The following is a 21,749-nucleotide window of genomic DNA, read 5'->3' on the forward strand; positions in this document are numbered from 1 at the left end:
TCGACTGGCAAACACCGTATCAGGTTATGCTGACAAATTTGTCCAAAAATTCGGATTAAATTTGCAATCTACCATATAAAAACTTTATTTTCTGTAAAAATCTAAAGTAATGACCTCATAGTGTTTCCATAAGCTTATTATTCAATCATTAATTGCATCTGTCAAACTAAGTTCGAATACCTGACTTGAAAGCAATAACCCATCACATTTTGGTAATATTCTACTATACGTTGGGGCTGCTCTGACGCAACTAACATTCAATATTTGAGAGTCCTCCTCCAAAACCACGATTTTAGAGAAGGAGCTCTTTTCACATAGACTAGGACCGCTCCGGCGCAACTGAGACTAAAAATATAAGAACACCTTCTCTAAAATCCAAATCCAGGATTTTAGAGAAGGTGTTCTTATATTACCGCGTCAAACCGTTGCTTGTCGCTCACTTATTATTAGGACAGCTCCGCAAAGCAGAAAGTTGCGCCTAAGTCACTCCGACCAAAAGCCGAGACCCCTGGCTTTCGGTCGGAGTAACTTAGACTCCACTTTCTAACCGCTTTGCTCCGCTCACTTATTATTCATAGCTCAAACTCTCAATCGGATCCAGCCTTGCAGCCTTTCCCGCTGGAGCCAATGCCGCCAACAGCGAGATGATGACTGATACCAAGAAGCCGAAAATTAAGTTTCCCGTTGATATTTGCATGATTGAATAGTTGATTCCCGACTGGGCAATGCTATTGGCACCCCACTGGAGAATTTCCGCTAAAACAATCGCTAAGACTGAGGAGAACAAGCCAATGAAGAAGGCTTCCGAGAAGAACAGGTTCCTGATACTGCCCTTTGAGGCGCCCAATGCCCGCAAGATACCAATTTCCTTGGTTCGTTCGGAAACACTGATATAGAGTACGACGATGATCATAATGGCCGATACTAACAGTGAAATCCCGGCAATCGTTGCCAACACGTTAACTGCTAGCGTGATATAGGTATTCAACGTATCTACAAAGCCACCAACTCCAGTGATCTGGTAAGCTGCCTTACCCTTTTCATTCTTGAATGCCTTGATTTTGTTAGTCACCGGCTTCACGTTCTTAACGTTGCCAGCAATTTCAACCGTCACGAAGTTTGGCTTAATGCTCAAGCCTTTGGAATGGTAAATCGACTTCATCGTGTTATAGGTCACTGATGTGGAACCCGTGTTGGCTTTGGAAACGCCACTCACCGTCAATGTCCGTGTCAATACAACCGGCCGTTTTTGCTTATTCAACGTATTCTGATAAAAGGTAATCTTCTTACCCACCATCGAATTAGGGTTCTTCTTGTTAAACTTCTCAGCAATTTCCTTTGTCAGCATAATCTGCCCGTCTTTAGGCGCCTTGCCTTTGGAAATACTCTTATTCAGAATTGTCTTATTATACGTCTGCATAAACGACACTGACGCGGTCTTTCTTCCCTGGCGCAATTGGCTGCCACCCTGAACGAAGAAGCCGTTATCAATGCTTTGCACGTTCTTAATGTTCTTAATCCGCGATTTATCCTTCGCGTTCACATTAATCTTACTCATATCCGGGCTGGAATCCGTTGACACATTTTTCGTAACCTGAACGGCATTCGGGTTCACCTGCGAATAAATTTCGTGGTTGATGTAACCCTGCACACCGTTTCCAAGCCCCAGCATCACAATGACACTAAAAATTCCGATCGCCGCGCCGAAAACAATGAGCAGGTTTCGTTTCAAGTTATACTTCATGTTTTCCAGCGCCATCTTCAAAGTGGCGCCAAATTTCAACGTTCGCGTTGATAATTCGTTGGCAGCGCTGGCTTTGTATGGTTCTTTAATGGTTTTATCCTCGCCGATTTTTCCATCGGCCAAACGAACAATTCGGGTCCCGAAATCGGCCACCGTCTGTGAATGAGTCACGGTGATCACTAATTTACCATCGGTCGCAATTTCGTCCAACAGCTGCAAAATTTCCTGAGTATTTTGACTATCCAGGGCTCCTGTTGGTTCGTCAGCGATGATAATTTCAGGATCAGAAGCCAAAGCGCGGGCAATTGCCACCCGTTGTTTTTGACCGCCAGAAATTTGGTTAGGGTACTTCTTCATATGTTCTTTTAAGCCAACTTTGGTCAACAGTTCTCGAGCCCGCTGTTCCTGCTGCTTATGGCTTAACGTTGTCATTTCCAAGGAAACCATGACATTTTCGAAAATCGTCAAATGACTAATTAAGTTGAAATTTTGGAAAATAAACCCAATCGTCTGGCGTCGGTATGCGTCCAATTGTTTGGAAGTATCATGGCGCAAGGAATTGCCGTTCAACACGACATCCCCGGAGTAATTACTATCCAGGCCACCGATAATGTTCATCAGAGTGGTCTTCCCACCACCAGATTCACCGAGGATCGAGACAAATTCCCCTTGATCAAATGACAAGTCAATCCCGGTTAATACTGGGAATTCCTGGTTGCCCAAGTAATATGATTTCTTGATGTTGCGTAATTCTAAGTAGCTCATGAGTACCTCCAATGTCTGTCTAGCTAAAGTGCTTGTGTTATTCTAACGCAGATTAGCCGTTTTGCCTACCGAAGCTGTGGATAGGCGTTAAAAATGACGTGTTAATAATTAATAGTTATCATAAGGATATAGTTAAGTGACAACTTCTGAGGGAAATTTAGTGGGGACTAAATACTTGTAGACGCGTTTTGCCTGATCGCAATCCGCGCCCCAAGCCCAAAGGAGAGATTGTCATGAAACGATTGTTAAAATTAGGAATTGCCATTATATCACTGGTTGTAATCATTTTAGGAATGACCAAAGTGGATGAGCTGTCTGCACCAATCAACTCGGAAAGCCAAACGGTTAGCCATGCCAAGGCCAAAAAGAAGGCCACCAAGAAAAAGGCGCCGAAAAAAAAGAGCAAGCCTGCAAAGAAAAAAGTGACGAAAAAAAAGAATTCCAAGTCTAATTCTCAACAGCGCAATTTTCAGCCGGAATATGCCGTCAAACAGCAGGATGAGGTGGCGACCCCGGTCAGATATCGCTGGAAAAGTTCAACGATCAAATACAAGCTCGACACTCATAGCGATTACTATCGAGACATTTGGCAGACGGCCGTTGATAACTGGAATCAATTTAACGTCATTAAGTTGGTTAAGGCTAATGGCGAAACGCCAGACGTTCATTTGGATGCCAGCACTGCGGTTCGGCCCGAACATTCCGGCTTATGTACCACGACTTTTTATAATCAAACGCGGTTGAATAACCTGCCACTACTAAAGGTTGCTACCGCGATTGTGTATGACAACACTTGCAACGATCACAAATATTCTAAATCAGACCGCACTCGGGTTGCCGAACATGAGCTCGGTCACGCGAGCGGCTTGGGACATTCGGATTCCGATCACAGCATCATGAATCCGACCCCGGTTGGCCGCCAAATTACCAATAATGATGTGGAAGCAATTAAACGCGCCTATGCCAGTTAATTAAAAAGCCACCATTCGGAAGAAGTTATCCAGTCCGAATGGTGGTTTTAGTCATTTAAATGATGTCCAATTCATCTCCAGTAGCAATCTTCCCCATTTTGCCTTATCATGAAATAGATGCATGACACTAAATTAATGTGAGGTTTTAGAATGTCTGTTGATGAATTGTTTATGAAGATCAAAGATTACCAAGATAAATTGAAGCTCCCCGATGACTACTTGTTCAATATTGTGGAATTCACGCCGGCGGAAGTTGCTGAATACAATCAGAAGAAGGCCGCCCCTGGTATTTACGAATCCGTCTTGAAGCAGATTCAACGGCTTTACCTGTTGAGCTTAACGCCAGCAGAACTGTTGGCAAAGCTGAGGGCCATCAAAGCGTCAGCACATTTGTCAGAAACTGCTTGGCTCAAGGGAATGGCTGTCAGTGAAGTTGACGTTGCTGATTTTCTGGCTGGCAAAAAGCCGACGATGGTTTACGTGACAGCCTTAAATGCCCTCAAGGCAAAGTACCCAGTCGAATAAAAACGTGAAAGCAAGAAGCTGGTTGATATTCAACCACTTTGAACTTTCGAATACGATATTGCTAAAACTTAAGTCAAAAAGCAATCCTTAAAATATAAGCCAATCATGCCAACATTCAAAACTCGAATGTCCAGGTGATTGGCTTATATTTTGGAATTAACCGTTTTTTCAATCGAAACTCAAATTGCTTCTCTTCGCACGCTGGCAACAATCCGAGACAATTCGGTGTGTACCCTTTTAATCACATCCGAAATTAACGGATACTGATCTGACTTTGCGACTTCTTTCAACCGCAGTTGAATTTGCGTCGCCTCATCCTTTGGGAAATAACTCTTGAACAAGCCTGAATTAATCAGCAGCATTGCCAACATTACCGTTACTTCGTGGGGCTCCTTATTAGTTGTCAAATCATGATAGAGTTCCGTTAAACTGCGGTCGATCACCGTTTGATTGACGTAGTATTTATTCTCATCTTCGTCCAGCATATTGTCACTGATTAACGAGTTACAAAGTGCCGCCGCAAATTCCGTCACCCGTTTTTTTCTGACGGACAAAACAGCATTTTTGATATAACTATTAATTGTCTGCAACTTACGGCCTTGAATATCTCTGGCGACTGGCACCAAATAATCTTTGGAAGGCTTGGCGCCGGGGCCGACGACCATCTTATCATCTGCAGTCAGTTGGAGACTCCCATCACGAAGTAACTCAACAATTTCTGATAGCAGCAGGCAAGAGGCGACGTCTCGTTTTTTAAAGGCATTCAGTTTTGGCTTCTGTCCCAACACGCACAACGCAAATTGCTCTGTATAGCTCAGGCTCATCATGATAACAACCTCCCATTACGGTTACCCTTACGTTTAATTCAAAGATAGCTTGTTTTATCAATCATGGCAAGAAATTGCGCTGCGAGTTGAATATTTGCCAATCAAAGTCTGTACCAACATTAAGATTTCAAATCAGGATCTGCGCCATTACAATGCCGAAGGGTGCTCCGAAAAGCAGACGCTTGTCTAACAATATAAGAAGGGCCTCTCAAAAATCCAAAATCAGGATGGGCCCGCCATTACATAGATTAAACGTGCTTCAAGAAGCTGACGCTAAAAATATAAGCCCAACCTCTCTAAAATCCAAAATCAGGATTTCCGGCATTACATAGCCGAATGGTGCTCCGAAAAGCAGGCGCTAACAATATAAGCATAACTCCCCTAAAATCCAGAACCAGGATTTTAGGGGAGTTATGCTTATATTACCGCGCCTAAACGCTTTTCTCCGCACACTTACTTTTAATTTAGCGGATCCGTCGATTGCATCAACTCTGGTGGCCATAAGGCTAACAAGTAGCCGTAACCATCTTGGTCAAACGCTAAGCTCTCGAACTCACGGCCCGAATTAAATGCTTGGTAATGCACGTCACTTGCCGAGAAGTTACCACTTTGGATCTTGCTGGTTGGCACTGACGTTAAGATATCATCGGAAACGAAGTACAATCGATTATTCGCAGGGTTAACTGCAACCCCTTGGTTGGTTGAGCCACCACGATTACCGACATATGATGATGAAGCCTGGAAGCTGACACCATTTTGATCGAGGCGACCATAGAAGAAGATGTACCCGCCATTGTATTTACGGCCCCAATAGGCATTGCCATCATTGTCAAACGCTAAGGTATGCAATTGCAAGTTGGCACTGTCACCATGATACATCTTGAAGTTGTATTCACGAATTGGCTTCAACGTATCTGGATCCATTTCGAAGACGGTGTTGTTATCGTCACGGGATGCTAAATCCGTTAACGTATTATCTTCCGCTAAGTAGATATGGCCGTTATCTGGGTTAAATGACAATGTTTGACCATGACCAATATCAACTTCCGGACTCAATTGAGCAGTTTGCGCAATTTCAACGTACTTAAACATTTCTGGATTCTGGGCCTTCGCAGCGTCAATTTGACTCTGGTAAGTATTCAATTGATTTTGAATACCAGAAATCTTCGTGTCATACTTAGCAACCTTAGCTTTGTGCATCTGATAGGACTTCATCCACTTAGCCATCTTAGCAGTTGCTTGTTTAACAACCTTCTTGGCCTTATTTCGGCTTGCATAAGAATACCTGTATGATTTGGCAATCTTAGTATTCTTAGCCTTCTTGGCTTTCCAGCTCTTATACCACTTTTGGGCGTTCTTTTGGTAGTTCACCTGGTTATTCTGCCATGACTGATTCTGGTTCAAGGTCTTCGTCAAAGATTTAACCTGATCAAATGCCCCTTGTAATTGGCTGTTGATCTGATCATATTCTTGGTTGTGTTGCAGTCCCTCATCAGAGAATGGGTTAAAGTAATCAAAGGCCTTCCACAGTAACAGGATATCGGAATTAACCCCCAACTGTTGAAGCTTAGCAAGGTTAAATTTAACGATGGCCCCTTTATTAGTGTTCGTTCCATTTGATTCGATGAAGTAAATGTTACCTTCATCATCCAAAGTTACACTCTGAAAATTACCATGTTGATAATCAGAAACGTTGAAACCATCTGGTAAGAACCATTTTGTCTTAAAAGATGTACTCTGTGAACTCCCAGCAATGGTTGAATAACTATTACCATAATTATAGCCCGTTGGATCAAGGCTATATTTGGTGTACTTTTTACTCATATTCCCCTCAGGAGTCGAATTATCAACCTTGTTGAGGGAATTCTCATCATAGTCCTTTAAGACATTACCAGAATTAACCTGGCTGATCGATCCGGCCGTACCCGGATTATCAATCACATCCGCCTGGACACTTGAGCCAACACCAAAGATGCCGACCGAAGCAAATAAGAAAGCCACTGAAACGGCTAGCTTAAAATGTCCCTTCATAACTATCCCACCTTAATTCAATATATGATTTATTACTCAAGTTCCATATTAACGGTTTGTTGCCCTTTCGCAAGCAAATCCGTGGAATTTTATCTAAACCTAATATATGTAACGAGTAAGTAATTCCAGTGTAACATGATTAACGCGGTTGGGTTATTTTTCCGCCTATCAAAAAAACTGTACAGACTTGATACAAGAAATTTACACGTTATTTACATAAGATTGGTACACTCAGGGTGTGAAAGAAGTGATTCATCATGAAAAGATCAACAATAACTATTTTATTGACGTTAATCTTCTGCACCATAGTCGTTGTTTCCGGTGTCAATTCAAACGAACGCGACAATGCCGCCGCGGCCAACCCCAATGCCGTTTCAAAAGCATTTCGCGGTAACTGGTACGGCAATGAAACTGAATTTACCTTTTACAAAGATGGTGTCAGAACCGCGTCGCCCACGACCAACTACACCCGTTCAGGAAACTATTTTGTGTTTGGCCCCACAAACACCCAAGGCTGGAAAGCATTTGGAACGCCGAATACCCAAGATGTCACAATTGCTCGAATTACCGAAAAAAACGTGGCAGGTTTTACGCAACCAGTCCTAGAAGAATATAAAGTGAAGTCGCCAGATTTTACTCCTCACAAGGTTTACTATTACACTCGCAACAATACGGACGTCATGAAATCGATGACGGGAACTATTGCCAAGGTCCCCCAAGCTCATGTTGAAGGATTTAATATGGAGTGACCCCAAATAATGGAAAATGAGCCATATCCCAAGGTTAGTATTGCGGTTTGGGATATGGCTCATTTTTTCGTGGCTTTTTCTTTTTTCAAGATATTTGCATTATTTTTCCGTCAATTTTTCAGCGACCAGGCAATGTTTCTGCAAATCAACACCAGCTGCATGAACTGGGTAAAGGTTAAATTGCTTGGGTCAAATCTGCCGTGCTCAACGGTGTGGCGAGAATACGGCATCGTTTTTAACGTATAATCATTAAAATCAGCGTACTTGTATAATCCCATTACGACATTCAACTCGTTTAATTCCAGTAATCTGCCAAATCGCCGCTGTTGATCGCTGTGCATCTGGTGGGTGATCCGTTTCACAACGTTCAAGGCTGGATTATAATTCCACGTTGCAGTGTGCGGCTGACCATATTTTTTAATGGTCGTTTCTTCCAGAATCGCAAACAAGGTGTTGAACAAAACCAGATGGTATTTAGGATCCAAATTAATCAGGTCTTTAATCATCCTGACTTGCTTGGCGTGCCCTTTATCCAGCGAATCTGCCAAGTCATCAAAATTAGCGTTTAACAATTCAAATGAATGAGCCGTCAAAGCGTCCTCGAACGTTTTATTCAGATCATGCACATTCAATTTCATCAGCTCGCCAATTTGCTTTGAGTCTAGTGGCATCTGATCGATCCAAGTCCAGCCCATGTGCGAAATCCGATTAAAATACACTTTATGAAGTGGATACTTATCCTCAAGCTGTTTCACGCGAGCCTGCCTCTGTTCCAAATTGTTGGTCAGCCAATTTGGGTCGGTCACATTATTCTGCGGCTGAACTCGGAAACGGCGGGGATTATGATCTAATTGAGTTGGCGTAATCTTATGAGCTTTGCTGAGGTCAATTTGGTTTTGAATGTTTGCTAATTTTGCCGACAAGTTTTGCTTTGCTTTATTATTTGTCATCGAGAGACCACCAATCATTTAAAAAAGACTAGTCAATTAGACTAGCCAAATCTGATACTTGATATTCTATCATGTTCTTCACAAATAACCGAAATTTCGCTTTATTTGTCAAAGACAGCGTTCATCGCTTTAACCGTTCGAAAAATGTCATCACTCTGGGCAATCATTGAAATCACTGATGTTCCGGCAACCCCAGTAGCTGGTAGCGCTTTGAGATTATCCTCGGTAATTCCGCCGATCGCGACAACTGGCAACTGGTTGACGATCACGAGTTTGGCCAACCCATCAACGCCAATAACCGGATCTGCATCGGATTTAGAACCAGTCGGAAATACTGGGCCACTGCCGATGTAGCTGATGCCGGCCGTTTCATTGGCAACCTGAACTTGCGCAGCAGTATCACACGACAAGCCAACGAATAGCCGACCACCCACCTGATCGATCACCTTGGTCACCCGTTCATCTTTTTGACCAACGTGAATGCCATCCGCGTTGGTTTTAAGCGCTAGTTTCACATCGTCATCAACAATAAACGGCACTTGATAGTCAGTACATAATGCCCGCAGATTTTGGCCTAATTTCAGCTTCGCATCGCCAGTCAGTGACGTTGGCCCCTTTTCACGATATTGAAATGCCGTGATACCGGCTTCCAGTGCTTGCTTCAAAACTTCTTCGAGGGTCCGGTCGTCCTTGATATCCTGAGTACCGGCAATGAAATAGCTTCGCAACATTGACAGATCAAATTTCATTCCCATTTTAATCGTTACCCTCCTCGTCAGAAATTTTCGCCCAGTGATTTAGCGGGCCATGACCATGGCCAACTTCAATTCCATTGGCAATGGTTGCCTGGACATATTTCTTACCAATTCGAATTGCTGTCTCCATGTCCTTACCCTTCGCAATTTCAGCTGTGATACAAGACGATAGAGTATCACCAGTTCCATGGGTACGGACCGTATCGATTCTCGGGGAGCTGACCCAAAAAGACTTGCCACTTTCAAGGAGCACAAAATCTGAAGATTCTTTTGAGCTTGTCTGGTGGCCGCCCTTGATGATGACGTTTTTGACGCCAAGGGCTTGAAGCTTCTTGGCAGCCGTGATCATTTGATCTTTGGTTTCGATTTTAGCTCCAGTCAATTCTTCAGCTTCAGGCAGATTCGGTGTCAACAAATCCGCTAATGGCAATAAGTCATTTCGAACCGTTGCGATTGCATCTTCAGACAGCAGTCGGGCACCGCCTTTCGCAATCATCACAGGATCTACCGTTAAGGGACCCAAGTCATACTTCTTCAGATTTTCGACAACAGCTTCTACTGTGGCAACGTCTGCAAGCATCCCCGTCTTACATGCGCGAATCTTCAAATCGCCCGCTACAGAGGCAAATTGTTCGTCGATCATTTTCTTTGGCATTGCCATAAAATCTTGAACGCCAATCGTATTTTGGGCGGTCACGGCAACCACCACCGCAGCAGCAAACACATGCCGCTCCTGCATCGTTTTAATATCCGCCATCACGCCAGCACCACCGCCACTATCTGTGCCAGCAATTGTCAACGTTTGAATCGTTTGATTAATCATGTTAAGTGCTCCTCTTTTTGGTCCTTATTGATTTGAAATGATTTATTATAGTGGAAACGTGCGAAACCAAGCAGAAACTTGCACCTAAGCCTCCTCATCCATAAATCCAAAACCAGGATTTATGTTGTTTTAGGCTACATGGTGGAAACGTGCTCAAAGCAACTGACGCTAACTGCCTAAGGAACTTCTGATCAAAATTCAAAACCAGAATTTCCACTGCTTGGCTACATAGCGGAAACGTGCGAAATCAAGCAGGAATCTGCACATAAGCACCTTACTCAAAAATCCAAAACCCAGGATTACCATTACTTGGCTACATAGTGGAAACGTGCTCAACCAAGCAATAACCTGCACATAAGCACCACCAACAAAAATCCAAAACCAGGATTTTCGTTGGCGGAGACTTATGCTCCGGTTATTCCCGCTTGGTTTCGCACTCTTTTCTATTCATATTCCGCCCACTTCTCCACCGTCTTTACGTCTATCAAATGCAGCTTATCGATCAACTGGGGGCCAAACGAACCTGCTAGTGGTTGTTTCATTGACTTGGCAACCAATTCACCGGCCACGTCAAACACTGCCGTTGCCGTTTGGGCTGCTTCAAACGCATCACTTTCAACACCACAGAAACAGCCAATCGTACTGGACAACATATCACCCGAACCTACATGCAGTTTGAAGAGATCCGTTTCATTGAAAACTCGAACCACTGCCTCGCCATCCGTGATAATATCAGTCTTGCCACTTTCCACGACGACACAGTTTCGTTTGTTGGCTAGTTTTTTGGCAATTTCTTCAAGGTCACCGGATCCTTCACCAGCATCAATTCCCTTTGAGTTCCATTCAACATCTGCCAGAGCTGCAATTTCACCCGCGTTTCCCCGAATAACGGCCACATCAATTTGATCCAATAACTCATTGCAACGCTCGGTTCGGTATTCAACGGCACCAACTGCGACCGGATCAACCACAATCGGTTTCTTTTCTTTGTTGGCAAATGCACAGACCGTGGCAATTTGCTCCAACTGAGGTTCTGTAAAGGCGCCCAGGTTGATGGTGACTGAGTTGCACATCTTAACCATGGCTTCTGCTTCATTTTGTTCTTCTGACATGATCGGTGAGGCTCCCAAGGCATTAATCCCGTTGGCAACGTCTTGAACCGTAACAAAGTTAGAAATATTAAAAGCAATCGGGTTCTTTTCTCGCAATGTATCCAGCAAATCTATTTTCATGATTTTCTGCTACTGAAAATATACCTGAATGTATATCCAGATTTTTCTTGCTTCATCCTATCCCACCTCGACACAAGCTCTCTACTATGGTTGATATGATAGTCCACAAGCGTAAATTCCCGGCTAGCCACCGGTACATTCTTTGTCGCCTGGTTAGTAGGCTAAAACAAAGTTGTCAGTATCTCTAATATTCAACGCAGCATTAATATCGCGATCGGTCACGTTGCCACAATTAGGGCATCTATAAATGCGTTCACTCAATGATAAATCAACTTTTTTGTATCCACATTGGTGACATATCTTTGATGTGGGCTCAAAGCGATTCACGAGATGGACCGCGATTCCCAATTGTTGGCACTTGTTAATCAGCTTAGTTCTGAAATTATAGAACCCTTGTTGGTTAACTGCTTTGGCTAAATGGCGATTTTTGATCATGCCTTTAACATTCAAATCCTCAATTGACACCCAATTCGGTTTGGTTCTCACCAAGTTAGCGACAATTTGATTTTGGTAATCAGTCTGAATGTTGTGTAAGTGTTGGTATAGACGTTGCAATTTCCGCTCTGTTTTGGCCAGGTTGAGGTCAGTAGCAGATTTTCCTTCTTTCGTTTTACGAGCTTTATATGCAATATACTGACGGGATAATTTTCTTTGTGTGCGTCTTAATCGTTTTCGAATTCGTTTAACTTGATGATCCTTGTTCCGGTTGCGATAAATAGTGCCATCATCGATAACGGCAAATTCTTTAACCCCGAGATCAATCCCAATTGGATCACCTAACAAGAGTTCATGAAGTTGTTCTGGTTGTTCAACCAGACACGTAAGATAATAACGTCCCGCTTGTTCTTTAATCCGACCGGATTTAACCACATAATGCTCAAAGTCCGTTGGTAAATAACCATCTTCTTTGAATCGTACCCAACCGAGCTTTGGGAGTTTAATGCGGTGACGTTCAGAAACGATCGTTTGCTTGGAACTATTTTTAACAAAGTAATACGATCCTTGATGACGCTTATAGGAACGCCATTTGGGGTAGCCACTTTGGTGCTTAAAAAACCGCTTCATCGCCGTATCAGCGTCGATAAACGCCTGTTTAGTTGATTTGGCGTAATAGTCTTTGATCCATAAATCGTCCGGATTGGCAGGTAAATATTCATTATTAAACCATTTGGCGAACTCGTAAGCTCCCATATACCAATAGCCGTCTTGGTATCGTTTTTGATTTATTTCCAGAAAAAGGTTATATGCCCAACGGCTACCGCCAATATGGCGATCAATTAGATAGGCTTGTTCATTGGTTGGTTTAATTTCAACTTTGTAGGTGGCTAACGTCATGATCGTCACTCACTTTCTTTTTGTACTTTCGCAGTCCGTCTACCCGACTGGAAAACATATGAATAATTGAAATTAAGTCTTGAACAACTTCCGCTTCAGGGGAAAATTGTTCATTATTGACCACCACAATTTCGGTGCCAAATTTTGCACAAAATTGCTGGAACCAGTCAAAGCCAAATCGGATAAAACGATCAGGATAGGCGATATAAATTTGGTTGACTTTGGATTGCATCACTTCATCAAGCAATTGGTTCCACTTTTTGCGCTTATAATTTAAGCCACTCCCGACGTCAGTGATTACTTGATCAACGATGATCCCTTTTGCATTTACATATTGTCTAAGGAACTCAACTTGATCACGTAAATCATCCTGCTGCGCTGCGGTTGATACCCGAGCATAAATAACATTTTTGCGGTTAGCCTTGGGTTGACCAATTGCTTTTAAATAATCGGCCTCAGTATAATAACGACGGTTCGTGACAGTGCGTTTAGCGGGGAGTTTTCCTTGACTATCCAATTTTTGCAAGGTCTTAACCGATACCCCTAAACGTTCAGCCAATTCTTTTGGTTTCATGTATACTCGCCTCGTATACATGAAAACATATAGAAACATATTAGAATATATTGTTAATAACAGTTTTCACGCTCCTTTAAGGTAAAGTGAGTGCACCAAAGCGGTTAGAGATCGGAGTGTAAGTCTCCTCGAACAGAAATTCCGGTTGTGGGAATTTTTGTTCGAGGTGCTTACATGCAGATCTCTGCTTGGAAGAGCTGTCCTAAGATAAGTGAGCGGAGCTGGGCGCTTAGAAACTGGAACATAAGTCTCCTTCAGCGGAAATTTCCGCTTTTGGAATTTTTGCAGAAGGTGCTTATGTGGAAGTTTCTGCCCGGCGCAGCTGTCCTAAGATAAGTAAGTACAGCACAATTGTCCAAAAAAGAGGAGCGCAGACATTGAAATTGCCTGGAGCTCCTCGTTGGGTCGGTATGATGTGAATATTTTTCAGAATTTAAAAATATTGCTTTCCACTGGGTGATTGGTGGCTTTGCTTTCACCTAGTGGAAACGTGCTCAAAGCAACTGACGCTAACTGCCTAAGGAACTTCTGGTTAAAACCCAGAACCAGGATTTTAACCAGAAGTTCCTTAGGCAACCGCGCCAACCCGTTGCTTTTCGCACTCTACACCTTTCCTACGCAAGTCCTAGCTCACAGGTTCCAAGGGTCCAAATCTCTCAGACTTATCTCAGCCGTTCATCAGCGGCACCCCTAGTGTTGTACTATTTAAGAATACTGTATTCGAAATTTTTAGTCAATGGCCTTTTCTTAGCTCACCTGTTGAAGGCAGTTTGCTTATTGACAATTCTTTGGGTGTATTTATACATCGCCAAATTCAAGGCATCTAAGCATCTATCTGGCAATACTTTTCTCGCCCACAGCATTGGCATTGCCCCCGCGCCACCTGCATATCTGGTCTTTGGCCGACGAGCTAAGGCAGCCCTATCAACCATTCTGGCAACGACTCTTGGTGTTGAGGCAAACTTATACGCTAATGCAAAAAAGTCACCTGTCTGCCTTGCCATTGCCGCGTATGGACCTTCTCCGGACACTTCCATCAGTTTATCAATCGCAATGCCTTTCCAATTTGACTGAATCGCCCCCGGTTCAATGACTGCCACATCGATGCCAAATGGTTTGAGTTCCATCCGTAATGAATCACTAATGCCTTCAATCGCAAATTTGGATCCCACATACCAGGCACCCATCAAACTCGCCAGCTTGCCATCCATTGAGGACATATTAATAATTCGGCCGCTCCTCTGCTCGCGCATTGTTGGCAAGACCGCCTGAATCATTTTGACCATTCCAAAAACGTTCACCTTGAATTCGTATTCACCTTCAGAAAGGTCAACTTCTTCAACCGAACCAAACGTTCCTAACCCGGCATTGTTTACCAAAACGTCGATTCGACCGGCCTCGTCGGCAATTTGGCTCACAACTTCATCAATTTCGTCCTGATCGGCAACATCGAGATGGAGCGTGTGAATGCCCAAGTCATCCAGCTCGTTCATTTTATAAACGCGCCGAGCCAAAGCATACACATCCATCCCATTTCGAAACAAATTCTTAGCAATTTGCTTGCCAATTCCAGATGATGCACCAGTTACAATCGCTACTTTTTTGGTCATAAATTATCCCCTCCAAAGGCATTGAAATTTCAATTAATGCAATTATATCACTTAAAGCGTTCACATGCCCTTTGCTTCACAATCAAATCGTGTTATTATCTAAAGCACAAATTTGGAATAAGAAGGCGACTTACTTGGTCACAATCAGCCCCATCAAGCAGCAAGACGATGCCAGTTTGGCACGGATCATCAAACATTCATTAAAATCATTTGGCTTAAATATTCCTAGCACCGCTTATTTTGACCCGGAGCTCAATAACCTGAGTGCCTACTACTCTGCATCCCCCAACCGTCAATACTTTGTTGCTGTTAGTGAGCACGGCAACGTCCTCGGTGGTAATGGCATCGCGGAATACGGGGAAGAAGCTGGCGTGGCTGAACTCCAAAAGCTCTATTTGACCAAGAAAGCCCAGGGTCAACACCTCAGCTATCACTTGTTGGATGCTGCGGTCAAGTTTGCTCGACAAAGTGGTTATAAAAAGCTCTACCTTGAAACCCACCACGCATTAACCACCGCCATTCATCTTTATCAAGAATATGGCTTCAAAGAAATTGGCCATCCCCTTCAAACCGGTGAACATTCTTCCATGGACCGCTTTTTCTTAGGACCGCTCCGTAAAGCAGAAGCCTGCTCGTAAGCACTTCGGAGAAAAATTCCAAGACCGGGAATTTCTCCCCGAGGAGACTTACGCTCTGACTTCTAACCGCTTTACTCCGCTCACTTTTCCCATGAACCTCTGAGTGCGAATGGTTGTCGCAATTTAGTCATTCCATTAAAATGGAAATAGATTCACTTATAGGAGGGATCATTTAATGTCATTAACAGATACGTACACGTTGTACAACGGCGTCAAAATACCCCAAGTTGGTTTTGGAACCTGGCAATCGACTGGCGACGAGGCTTATCATTCCGTTTTAGCTGCACTAAACGCCGGCTATCGCCACATCGATACTGCCGCAGGTTACGGTAACGAAAAACAAGTTGGCCAAGCCATTAAGGATAGTGGCGTTCCACGTGAAGACCTATTCGTCACCACGAAACTATGGAATAACGATCACGGCTACGAAGCGACCAAAGAAGCCTTTGGCAAATCGCTTGAAAACCTCGGTCTCGATTATGTCAATCTTTACTTGATTCACTGGCCGAATCCGATTAAATTCCGGGATAATTGGCAAGAAACAAACGCCGAGACTTGGCGGGCCATGGAAGAATTCTACGATCACGGTACCGCTAAAGCTATCGGGGTTTCCAACTTCCGTCCCAAACACTTGGATGCGTTATTAGAAACGGCGAAGGTCAAGCCAATGGTCAACCAAATGTTCATCAACCCGTCAGATATGCAGCCGGCGGTAATTGAATATAACGATAACCATGATATCTTGACTGAAGCATACAGCCCACTTGGAACTGGTGGTGTCTTCAAGATTCCTGAACTTGAACCAATTGCGAAAAAGTATGGCAAGCAGCCTGCTCAGGTTGTCCTTCGTTGGTCGTTGCAGCATGGCTTTCTCCCACTGCCAAAGTCGGTTCATGAAAAGTACATCAAAGAAAATGCCGACATCTTTGACTTCAACCTATCAAATGCTGACATGAAGACGATTGATGGTTTTCACGGTAAATTTGGCTTAGCAACCGACCCTGATACAGCAACGTGGTAATTCCTCTTCAGTGTTTACAAAAGTCCCGTAAAGCCAATATTTTTCAACACTGGCCTTACGGGACTTTTTCTATTAACTGCAAATATCCTTTTATAAATCTTTGATCCTATTTTTAACTTTCACAAGCTGAAGACTCTTTTGATTAGCTACCTAATTCACCCTTCAATGAATTTCTTGGTCTTATACTCCGGGTTCGGATACTTGTAGAATCCTTCACCTGATTCAACCCCCAGTTTGCCTTCATCAAGCATCTTCTTGAAAGCATCTGCCAATGGTTTAACAGCCGGGTTCCGGTTAGCCGCCGCCAAGGTAATATTGTAGGCGGTTCGAATACCAACCGCATCCAGAATACCAAATGGTCCCCACGGTGCGCCAGTGGCAACCATCCAGGTACGATCAATCATCTTTGGATCGGCAATTCCTTTCAGCCAAAGCATCCCTGCCGCCGCATTCAACGGCATTAATAGTGAGTTCAAGATATAGCCGGGCTGTTCCTTTTTAAGCTGAATCGGCACCATCCCAATATCTCGTGCATACTGCACAATTTCTTGATAGATGGCCGGATCGGTTTCTGGTGAACCCATAATTTCGGCAGTGTTATTCAACCAAACTTGGTTGGAAAAGTGCATATTCAGAAATTGTTTTGGCCGGCCAGTATCTGCCGCAAACATGCTTGGTACTAAAGTTGACGAATTACTTGTAAAGATTGCCGCACTGGGCGCTAAAGTTGCCAACTTCTTGTAAAAATCGTGCTTGATATCCGGATTTTCCGGGATCGCTTCAATCACCAAATCAGCGTCCTTAACGGCTCCGGCAAGATCGTCAGTAAACTTTAGACGGGTAATTCCGGCATTGAATTCTTCATCGGTGGCCGCAATATCATGCCGATAAGCGTGGCGCAATCCCTTAATTCGCTTCTCAGCCTGATCAACAGCCGCTTGACTAATACCATAAACGGTTACGTCAAAGCCCTTGAAGGCACTTTGAAACGCGATTTGACTACCTAATACACCACTACCAGCAACAGTTACCTTTTTAATAGACATTTTAAATCCCCCTTCACCAATTATAAATGATTACGTTTTCAAGCCTAACTTAAATATAGCAGGCTACTTGTGAAATGCAACAAATGAGTCTTATTGGCGGAGAAATGAAGCATCTAAATCTCTTGTGGCAAGGGAAATGATTGGGTACTGACCACCCTAGCCAGCTCATTTCCATTTCACAAGCTTTTTTAAGAATACAATAAAATCCAGTTAGAAGGCCGATCTGTACTGGCGACAATTTCTAACTGGATTTCATTTTAATTGACTTGATAATTTACTGAATTAATAGTTTCCTTGAATCACTAATTTCTTATTAGCTGTCAGGTAAGTACCATTACTCAATTGATAACGAGTGGTCAAATTATGCTTAACAATTTTCTTAACGCGAAGATGCTTGCCATTCTTGTAAGTTTTAGCCTTACCAGTTAAATTAACGTTCCTGTATGCATGAACGCCCCTCTTGGCAATGACAGTGATCTTCTTATTCTTAGGCATTGTCTTGTAATAAACGTTAACAACGTACTTGCGACTTGCGGTAATGTACCCCACCTTATTAGCCGTCTTCTTACCGTGGTTAACATCACGAGCCCTGTACCTCAATGTGCCATTGTTGGAACGCGCATAACCGGTTACGACAAACATTGGGCGGTTAACTCGCTTGGCCTTGGGATATTTGGCAATCCGTTGACTCTTCTTAAAGTTGGCATTCTTATACATGTAGATACCTTTGGTGGCATAAACAGCAGAGCCCTGAACAGCGGCATAGTTTGGTTCGGCCGGCTGGCTTGTTGTAGTTGAGCTAGTCGGATTCCACGCGTTGTTATTTGAGTTGGTGTTAGTGCTTGCATTATTCGACTCGCCGCCATTGTTGACTGGTGTTGGAGCCGGAGTTGGCTTGTTTGTTACAATGACATTGACAGTACCAGTTTCCCCCAGATAACTATATTTAACCACATATTGTCCAGCTTTCGTGGCATCTAGCCGATTCAAATTAACGGTTAACCCATTTGCCAGTGCCTGTTGGTAACTCTGTTTATTTCCGCTTGCATCGGTAGCCGAAATAAAAGCCATACTAGGATCAATTTTTCATCTGTATGAATCTCCACAGTCTTTTGCAAATTTAAGCTTGCTTTAGTATACGGAATCCATGTTTCCACTTTTGTCGGATGATTGGGATTGCCCTTGCTATAAAGAGCCATTAATTGTTGTGGTGTATAAACTTGTGTACTATCTGATGCAGATTGCCATTTGTCGGAACCATCTGGGAAAGCCAAATCAGCATCATAATATTCTTTTACACCAAGCATAATTGCTGGCCCTAAAATAAGTTTACTTATTTTGTTATTCTTGATATCACTTCCACCGTAGTTAAGGGCGAGCATATTTGCCTCTTCCATTTCAGCTGACATATCTTTGTTCGAAAGATCCAGCACTTCCAAGGAACTGTCTCCATGAAACATAGAATTGAAGTTTGTCCCTTTAGATGTTCTCAAATTTGACATTCCAACTATTTTTGTAAGATTAGGCATGTTTCCTAAAAATGTATCTGGAGAACTGCCTTCCAAATTTAATGGGCCAGTAATAACTACTTGTTTAACAAGTTCCCCATAGTTGCCAGGGCCATCAAATTCCGACCATGGCCAATTGGGTAACCGGCCACCATCGTAGTTTTCCTCGGAATCATAGAACTTTGTTAATGTCCCTCCACCAATAGTGAGAAGGCCCGTTGACGTATTTAAATTCCATTTGACGTTATTTTCGAAAACACCACTGGTAGGAAAACCAGGCAAACCATTATCAGCTGTATTCTCAACAGATGCCTGTAGCCCCTGAGCCTTGACATTGAAATTAAACAACGGGCCTTGAGAAATTCCACCAATCACAATGGCTCCTAATATTATCGACTTTACAATCCAGCTACTCAATTACAACATGCTCCCCTCAATAAACGTCTTTCTGCATCAATTAATTATGATAGCTTTATTACAATATGATTTTGCTACTATTCTAAAATGATAATTTGATTAAAGCATTTAGTTAACACAAACAATTTAATAATATCTTTACTTTTTCATAACAAATCATCTACTCAATACATCCCTCTCCGAATTCCCACCCCGATGTGCTATCATACTTAGTAACTACAAATATAAGGACGGTTCAATGTATAACAATAAAACAGAAGTTCACGTAAATTTTGGTGAACAATTTACAATTCAAATTAAGCGTCTCGGCATCAACGGTGAAGGGATCGGCTACTACGAACGGAAACTGGTTTTTGTTCCTGGTGCGCTACCAGGCGAAAAAGTACTTGTCGAAGTTGTTGAAGACCTGAAGAATTTTATTCGGGCAACCCTAGTCAACGTCGTGGTAAAAAGCAAGGATCGGGTGAGCCCGGTTGACAATTATGCTAATCAAGTTGGTGGCTTTGAGCTTGAAAATCTTGCTTACCCGGCTCAATTGGCCTTTAAACGCGATATTATCCGCGACTCTCTCGAAAAGTATCAACCAACTGGCTACCGAAAGTTTAAATTACTACCGACGATTGGGATGGACGACCCCACCGGCTATCGAAATAAAGCGACCTTTCAAATTCGCGAAGACCGTCACGGCAACGTGATTGCGGGCTTGTACAAGACCCGCAGCCATGAAGTGGTTGGCTTAAAGACATCGGCTCTTCAGTACCCACTCACTATGAAAGTCATGCGGGCAATTGTTTCAATGATCCAAGACTTGAAGATTCCAGTCTATAACGAGGAAAAGAATGCTGGGATCATCAAAACGGTGGTTGTCCGGGCCGCTGTTGCAACCAACGAAGTTCAAGTGACCTTCATCACTCAAAGTAAGAAGCTGCTCAAAAAGCATCAGTTAGTGGAACGCATCCACGCTGAACTGCCAGAAGTGGTTTCAATTATGCAAAATATTAATCCAGGTAAGACATCCATGATCTGGGGCGATGAAACCATCCACATTGATGGTCGAGAAAAAATTACTGAAATTCTAAACGACCTTAAATTTGAGTTGTCGGCTCGGGCCTTTCTCCAAGTCAACCCCACCATGACTTCAGTTCTCTACAAGGAAGCCTTCAAAGCCCTGGAACTGACCGGTAAAGAAAAATTAGTCGACGCTTATTCTGGGGTTGGAACAATTGGCTTATCCGTGGCTAACCAAGTTCGTGAAGTCCGCGGAATGGATACAATTAAGGATGCCGTGGATGATGCCAATGCTAATTCAATTCGAAATGGGATCATGAATACATTGTACGAAGTCGGTGAGGCTGAAAAACTGCTGCCACTGTGGATCGAAGACGGCTGGAAACCAACAGCCCTCATTGTGGATCCACCACGCACGGGCCTAGCAGACACTTTGATTGATACAATTTTAGACATTGTTCCTAAAAAATTCGTGTATATTTCATGTAACCCATCGACATTAGCAAGAGATCTAGTAAAATTAACTCAAAAGTATAACGTCGAATACATTCAGTCGGTTGATTTGATTCCACAAACTGCCAGATGTGAATGTGTGGTCAAATTCAAGAAAAAATAGATTAAGCAAGGGAGGAATACCATGCAAAATCCATTTGGTAATGGGAATAACGACAACAATGATGATCAAAATCAAAACTTGTTACCAATTCCACCAAATTTTGCGACGGTCGTTAACAAAAAAAACGGTCAAATCCGAATTGCCAAGGTTGGCCTCTCATGGACAGCCCTCTGGTTCAGCATCATGGTACCGGTATTTCGATCTGACTGGTACAATTTCTTATGCATGACAGCCATTCAGTTGATTGTTGCCATGGGCTTATCAATGGGAATGGGCGAAACCTTACAGGTTGCCTGGACACTTGGATCATATGGTCTCGGAATCGTCTGGTTATTTATCTACAACATGATGTATTTCAAGCACCTGTTCAATATCGGCTTTGTGCCAGCCGATCAGCGATCCAAGGAGCTGCTGAGTAATTACAACTACTGGAAAGAGCCGAAAGAATAGTGGGCAGAGTGACCTCAGCTTTGATAGCTGAGAAGCTCAAAATTGACCCAAAATAAAGAGGATGATGCAAAATCAACTTTTTGACCTATACCCCCAAAGTTAAAGTAAAAACTTTAGCTTTGGAGGTATTTTTTATGACTAAGATTTCAAAAGA

At 43.1% G+C, this 21,749-nt stretch carries 20 protein-coding genes and 1 riboswitch; of the genes, 7 read left to right on the forward strand and 13 right to left on the reverse strand.

What is annotated here, in order from left to right:
• Positions 1-568: 568 nt before the first annotated feature.
• A complete protein-coding gene (locus QUF07_RS09260; protein WP_217342218.1) occupies positions 569-2,509 on the reverse strand; it encodes an ABC transporter ATP-binding protein/permease in 1,941 nt (646 codons plus the stop codon).
• 233 nt (positions 2,510-2,742) lie between these two features.
• Between QUF07_RS09260 and QUF07_RS09265 the strand changes: the two genes are divergently transcribed.
• Together QUF07_RS09265 and QUF07_RS09270 are read left to right on the forward strand one after the other, a co-directional pair.
• Positions 2,743-3,480 carry a matrixin family metalloprotease gene (locus tag QUF07_RS09265; RefSeq protein ID WP_289427254.1) on the forward strand — a complete coding sequence of 246 codons (738 nt, stop codon included), beginning with the start codon at positions 2,743-2,745 and terminating at the stop codon, positions 3,478-3,480.
• Positions 3,481-3,630: 150 nt separating this feature from the next.
• Positions 3,631-4,005, forward strand: a complete 375-nt coding sequence (locus QUF07_RS09270; protein WP_289427257.1) for a hypothetical protein — start codon at positions 3,631-3,633, stop codon at positions 4,003-4,005.
• Between the two features lie 179 nt (positions 4,006-4,184).
• Here QUF07_RS09270 and QUF07_RS09275 read toward each other — a convergent pair whose 3' ends face one another.
• Together QUF07_RS09275 and QUF07_RS09280 are read right to left on the reverse strand one after the other, a co-directional pair.
• Positions 4,185-4,832 (reverse strand): GPP34 family phosphoprotein, encoded by a 648-nt coding sequence (locus tag QUF07_RS09275; RefSeq protein ID WP_289427258.1) that lies wholly within the window; start codon positions 4,830-4,832, stop codon positions 4,185-4,187.
• A 459-nt stretch (positions 4,833-5,291) separates the two neighbouring features.
• The gene (locus QUF07_RS09280; protein ID WP_289427259.1) at positions 5,292-6,863 is read right to left on the reverse strand and encodes an NHL repeat-containing protein; all 1,572 of its coding nucleotides are present in this window, start codon (positions 6,861-6,863) and stop codon (positions 5,292-5,294) included.
• A 257-nt stretch (positions 6,864-7,120) separates the two neighbouring features.
• Between QUF07_RS09280 and QUF07_RS09285 the strand changes: the two genes are divergently transcribed.
• Positions 7,121-7,612, forward strand: a complete 492-nt coding sequence (locus QUF07_RS09285) for a hypothetical protein (RefSeq protein ID WP_217165162.1) — start codon at positions 7,121-7,123, stop codon at positions 7,610-7,612.
• Between the two features lie 110 nt (positions 7,613-7,722).
• Here QUF07_RS09285 and QUF07_RS09290 read toward each other — a convergent pair whose 3' ends face one another.
• The 7 genes from QUF07_RS09290 to QUF07_RS09320 form a co-directional block, all read right to left on the reverse strand.
• Positions 7,723-8,562, reverse strand: coding sequence for a hypothetical protein (locus QUF07_RS09290; protein WP_289427260.1), 840 nt, complete (start codon positions 8,560-8,562; stop codon positions 7,723-7,725).
• 101 nt (positions 8,563-8,663) lie between these two features.
• Positions 8,664-9,317, reverse strand: coding sequence for a thiamine phosphate synthase (thiE, locus tag QUF07_RS09295; protein WP_289427261.1), 654 nt, complete (start codon positions 9,315-9,317; stop codon positions 8,664-8,666).
• A gap of 1 nt (position 9,318) precedes the next feature.
• On the reverse strand, positions 9,319-10,140 hold the full coding sequence (thiD, locus tag QUF07_RS09300) for a bifunctional hydroxymethylpyrimidine kinase/phosphomethylpyrimidine kinase (RefSeq protein WP_217165446.1): 822 nt from the start codon (positions 10,138-10,140) through the stop codon (positions 9,319-9,321).
• 443 nt (positions 10,141-10,583) lie between these two features.
• Positions 10,584-11,372: a hydroxyethylthiazole kinase gene (gene thiM, locus QUF07_RS09305; RefSeq protein WP_289427262.1), complete on the reverse strand. Its 789-nt coding sequence runs from the start codon at positions 11,370-11,372 to the stop codon at positions 10,584-10,586.
• Positions 11,373-11,525: 153 nt separating this feature from the next.
• Positions 11,526-12,707, reverse strand: coding sequence for an RNA-guided endonuclease InsQ/TnpB family protein (locus QUF07_RS09310; RefSeq protein ID WP_217342214.1), 1,182 nt, complete (start codon positions 12,705-12,707; stop codon positions 11,526-11,528).
• On the reverse strand, positions 12,682-13,281 hold the full coding sequence (locus QUF07_RS09315) for an IS607 family transposase (protein ID WP_502879004.1): 600 nt from the start codon (positions 13,279-13,281) through the stop codon (positions 12,682-12,684). The genes QUF07_RS09310 and QUF07_RS09315 overlap by 26 nt, the downstream gene beginning before the upstream one ends.
• 593 nt (positions 13,282-13,874) lie before the next feature.
• A riboswitch (TPP riboswitch) is annotated at positions 13,875-13,983 on the reverse strand.
• A gap of 50 nt (positions 13,984-14,033) precedes the next feature.
• On the reverse strand, positions 14,034-14,891 hold the full coding sequence (locus tag QUF07_RS09320; RefSeq protein WP_289427263.1) for an oxidoreductase: 858 nt from the start codon (positions 14,889-14,891) through the stop codon (positions 14,034-14,036).
• 134 nt (positions 14,892-15,025) lie between these two features.
• Between QUF07_RS09320 and QUF07_RS09325 the strand changes: the two genes are divergently transcribed.
• Both QUF07_RS09325 and QUF07_RS09330 read left to right on the forward strand, forming a co-directional pair.
• The gene (locus tag QUF07_RS09325) at positions 15,026-15,529 is read left to right on the forward strand and encodes a GNAT family N-acetyltransferase (RefSeq protein ID WP_217165201.1); all 504 of its coding nucleotides are present in this window, start codon (positions 15,026-15,028) and stop codon (positions 15,527-15,529) included.
• A 175-nt stretch (positions 15,530-15,704) separates the two neighbouring features.
• Positions 15,705-16,550, forward strand: coding sequence for an aldo/keto reductase (locus tag QUF07_RS09330; protein WP_217165198.1), 846 nt, complete (start codon positions 15,705-15,707; stop codon positions 16,548-16,550).
• A gap of 155 nt (positions 16,551-16,705) precedes the next feature.
• Here QUF07_RS09330 and QUF07_RS09335 read toward each other — a convergent pair whose 3' ends face one another.
• The 3 genes from QUF07_RS09335 to QUF07_RS09345 all read right to left on the reverse strand — a co-directional run bounded on the left by QUF07_RS09335 (position 16,706) and on the right by QUF07_RS09345 (position 19,521).
• The gene (locus QUF07_RS09335) at positions 16,706-17,596 is read right to left on the reverse strand and encodes a 3-hydroxyacyl-CoA dehydrogenase (RefSeq protein ID WP_289427264.1); all 891 of its coding nucleotides are present in this window, start codon (positions 17,594-17,596) and stop codon (positions 16,706-16,708) included.
• Between the two features lie 282 nt (positions 17,597-17,878).
• On the reverse strand, positions 17,879-18,667 hold the full coding sequence (locus QUF07_RS09340) for a DUF5776 domain-containing protein (RefSeq protein ID WP_217165193.1): 789 nt from the start codon (positions 18,665-18,667) through the stop codon (positions 17,879-17,881).
• Positions 18,595-19,521, reverse strand: coding sequence for a hypothetical protein (locus QUF07_RS09345; RefSeq protein WP_289427265.1), 927 nt, complete (start codon positions 19,519-19,521; stop codon positions 18,595-18,597). The genes QUF07_RS09340 and QUF07_RS09345 overlap by 73 nt, the downstream gene beginning before the upstream one ends.
• 238 nt (positions 19,522-19,759) lie before the next feature.
• Between QUF07_RS09345 and rlmD the strand changes: the two genes are divergently transcribed.
• Both rlmD and QUF07_RS09355 read left to right on the forward strand, forming a co-directional pair.
• Positions 19,760-21,145 carry a 23S rRNA (uracil(1939)-C(5))-methyltransferase RlmD gene (gene rlmD, locus QUF07_RS09350; RefSeq protein ID WP_289427266.1) on the forward strand — a complete coding sequence of 462 codons (1,386 nt, stop codon included), beginning with the start codon at positions 19,760-19,762 and terminating at the stop codon, positions 21,143-21,145.
• Positions 21,146-21,166: 21 nt separating this feature from the next.
• The gene (locus QUF07_RS09355; RefSeq protein WP_054747339.1) at positions 21,167-21,595 is read left to right on the forward strand and encodes a hypothetical protein; all 429 of its coding nucleotides are present in this window, start codon (positions 21,167-21,169) and stop codon (positions 21,593-21,595) included.
• Positions 21,596-21,749: the final 154 nt, after the last annotated feature.

Source organism: Lentilactobacillus sp. TOM.63, from assembly GCF_030361045.1.
Taxonomy (GTDB): domain Bacteria; phylum Bacillota; class Bacilli; order Lactobacillales; family Lactobacillaceae; genus Lentilactobacillus; species Lentilactobacillus dabitei.

Bases quoted from the DNA above. Each gene is read 5' to 3' on its own strand.
- QUF07_RS09260 (WP_217342218.1), bottom strand. From the start codon at position 2,509: ATGAGCTACTTAGAATTACGCAACATCAAGAAATCATATTACTTGGGC.
- QUF07_RS09265 (WP_289427254.1), top strand. From the start codon at position 2,743: ATGAAACGATTGTTAAAATTAGGAATTGCCATTATATCACTGGTTGTA.
- QUF07_RS09270 (WP_289427257.1), top strand. From the start codon at position 3,631: ATGTCTGTTGATGAATTGTTTATGAAGATCAAAGATTACCAAGATAAA.
- QUF07_RS09275 (WP_289427258.1), bottom strand. From the start codon at position 4,832: ATGATGAGCCTGAGCTATACAGAGCAATTTGCGTTGTGCGTGTTGGGA.
- QUF07_RS09280 (WP_289427259.1), bottom strand. From the start codon at position 6,863: ATGAAGGGACATTTTAAGCTAGCCGTTTCAGTGGCTTTCTTATTTGCT.
- QUF07_RS09285 (WP_217165162.1), top strand. From the start codon at position 7,121: ATGAAAAGATCAACAATAACTATTTTATTGACGTTAATCTTCTGCACC.
- QUF07_RS09290 (WP_289427260.1), bottom strand. From the start codon at position 8,562: ATGACAAATAATAAAGCAAAGCAAAACTTGTCGGCAAAATTAGCAAAC.
- thiE (WP_289427261.1), bottom strand. From the start codon at position 9,317: ATGGGAATGAAATTTGATCTGTCAATGTTGCGAAGCTATTTCATTGCC.
- thiD (WP_217165446.1), bottom strand. From the start codon at position 10,140: ATGATTAATCAAACGATTCAAACGTTGACAATTGCTGGCACAGATAGT.
- thiM (WP_289427262.1), bottom strand. From the start codon at position 11,372: ATGAAAATAGATTTGCTGGATACATTGCGAGAAAAGAACCCGATTGCT.
- QUF07_RS09310 (WP_217342214.1), bottom strand. From the start codon at position 12,707: ATGACGTTAGCCACCTACAAAGTTGAAATTAAACCAACCAATGAACAA.
- QUF07_RS09315 (WP_502879004.1), bottom strand. From the start codon at position 13,281: ATGAAACCAAAAGAATTGGCTGAACGTTTAGGGGTATCGGTTAAGACC.
- QUF07_RS09320 (WP_289427263.1), bottom strand. From the start codon at position 14,891: ATGACCAAAAAAGTAGCGATTGTAACTGGTGCATCATCTGGAATTGGC.
- QUF07_RS09330 (WP_217165198.1), top strand. From the start codon at position 15,705: ATGTCATTAACAGATACGTACACGTTGTACAACGGCGTCAAAATACCC.
- QUF07_RS09335 (WP_289427264.1), bottom strand. From the start codon at position 17,596: ATGTCTATTAAAAAGGTAACTGTTGCTGGTAGTGGTGTATTAGGTAGT.
- QUF07_RS09340 (WP_217165193.1), bottom strand. From the start codon at position 18,667: ATGGCTTTTATTTCGGCTACCGATGCAAGCGGAAATAAACAGAGTTAC.
- rlmD (WP_289427266.1), top strand. From the start codon at position 19,760: ATGTATAACAATAAAACAGAAGTTCACGTAAATTTTGGTGAACAATTT.
- QUF07_RS09355 (WP_054747339.1), top strand. From the start codon at position 21,167: ATGCAAAATCCATTTGGTAATGGGAATAACGACAACAATGATGATCAA.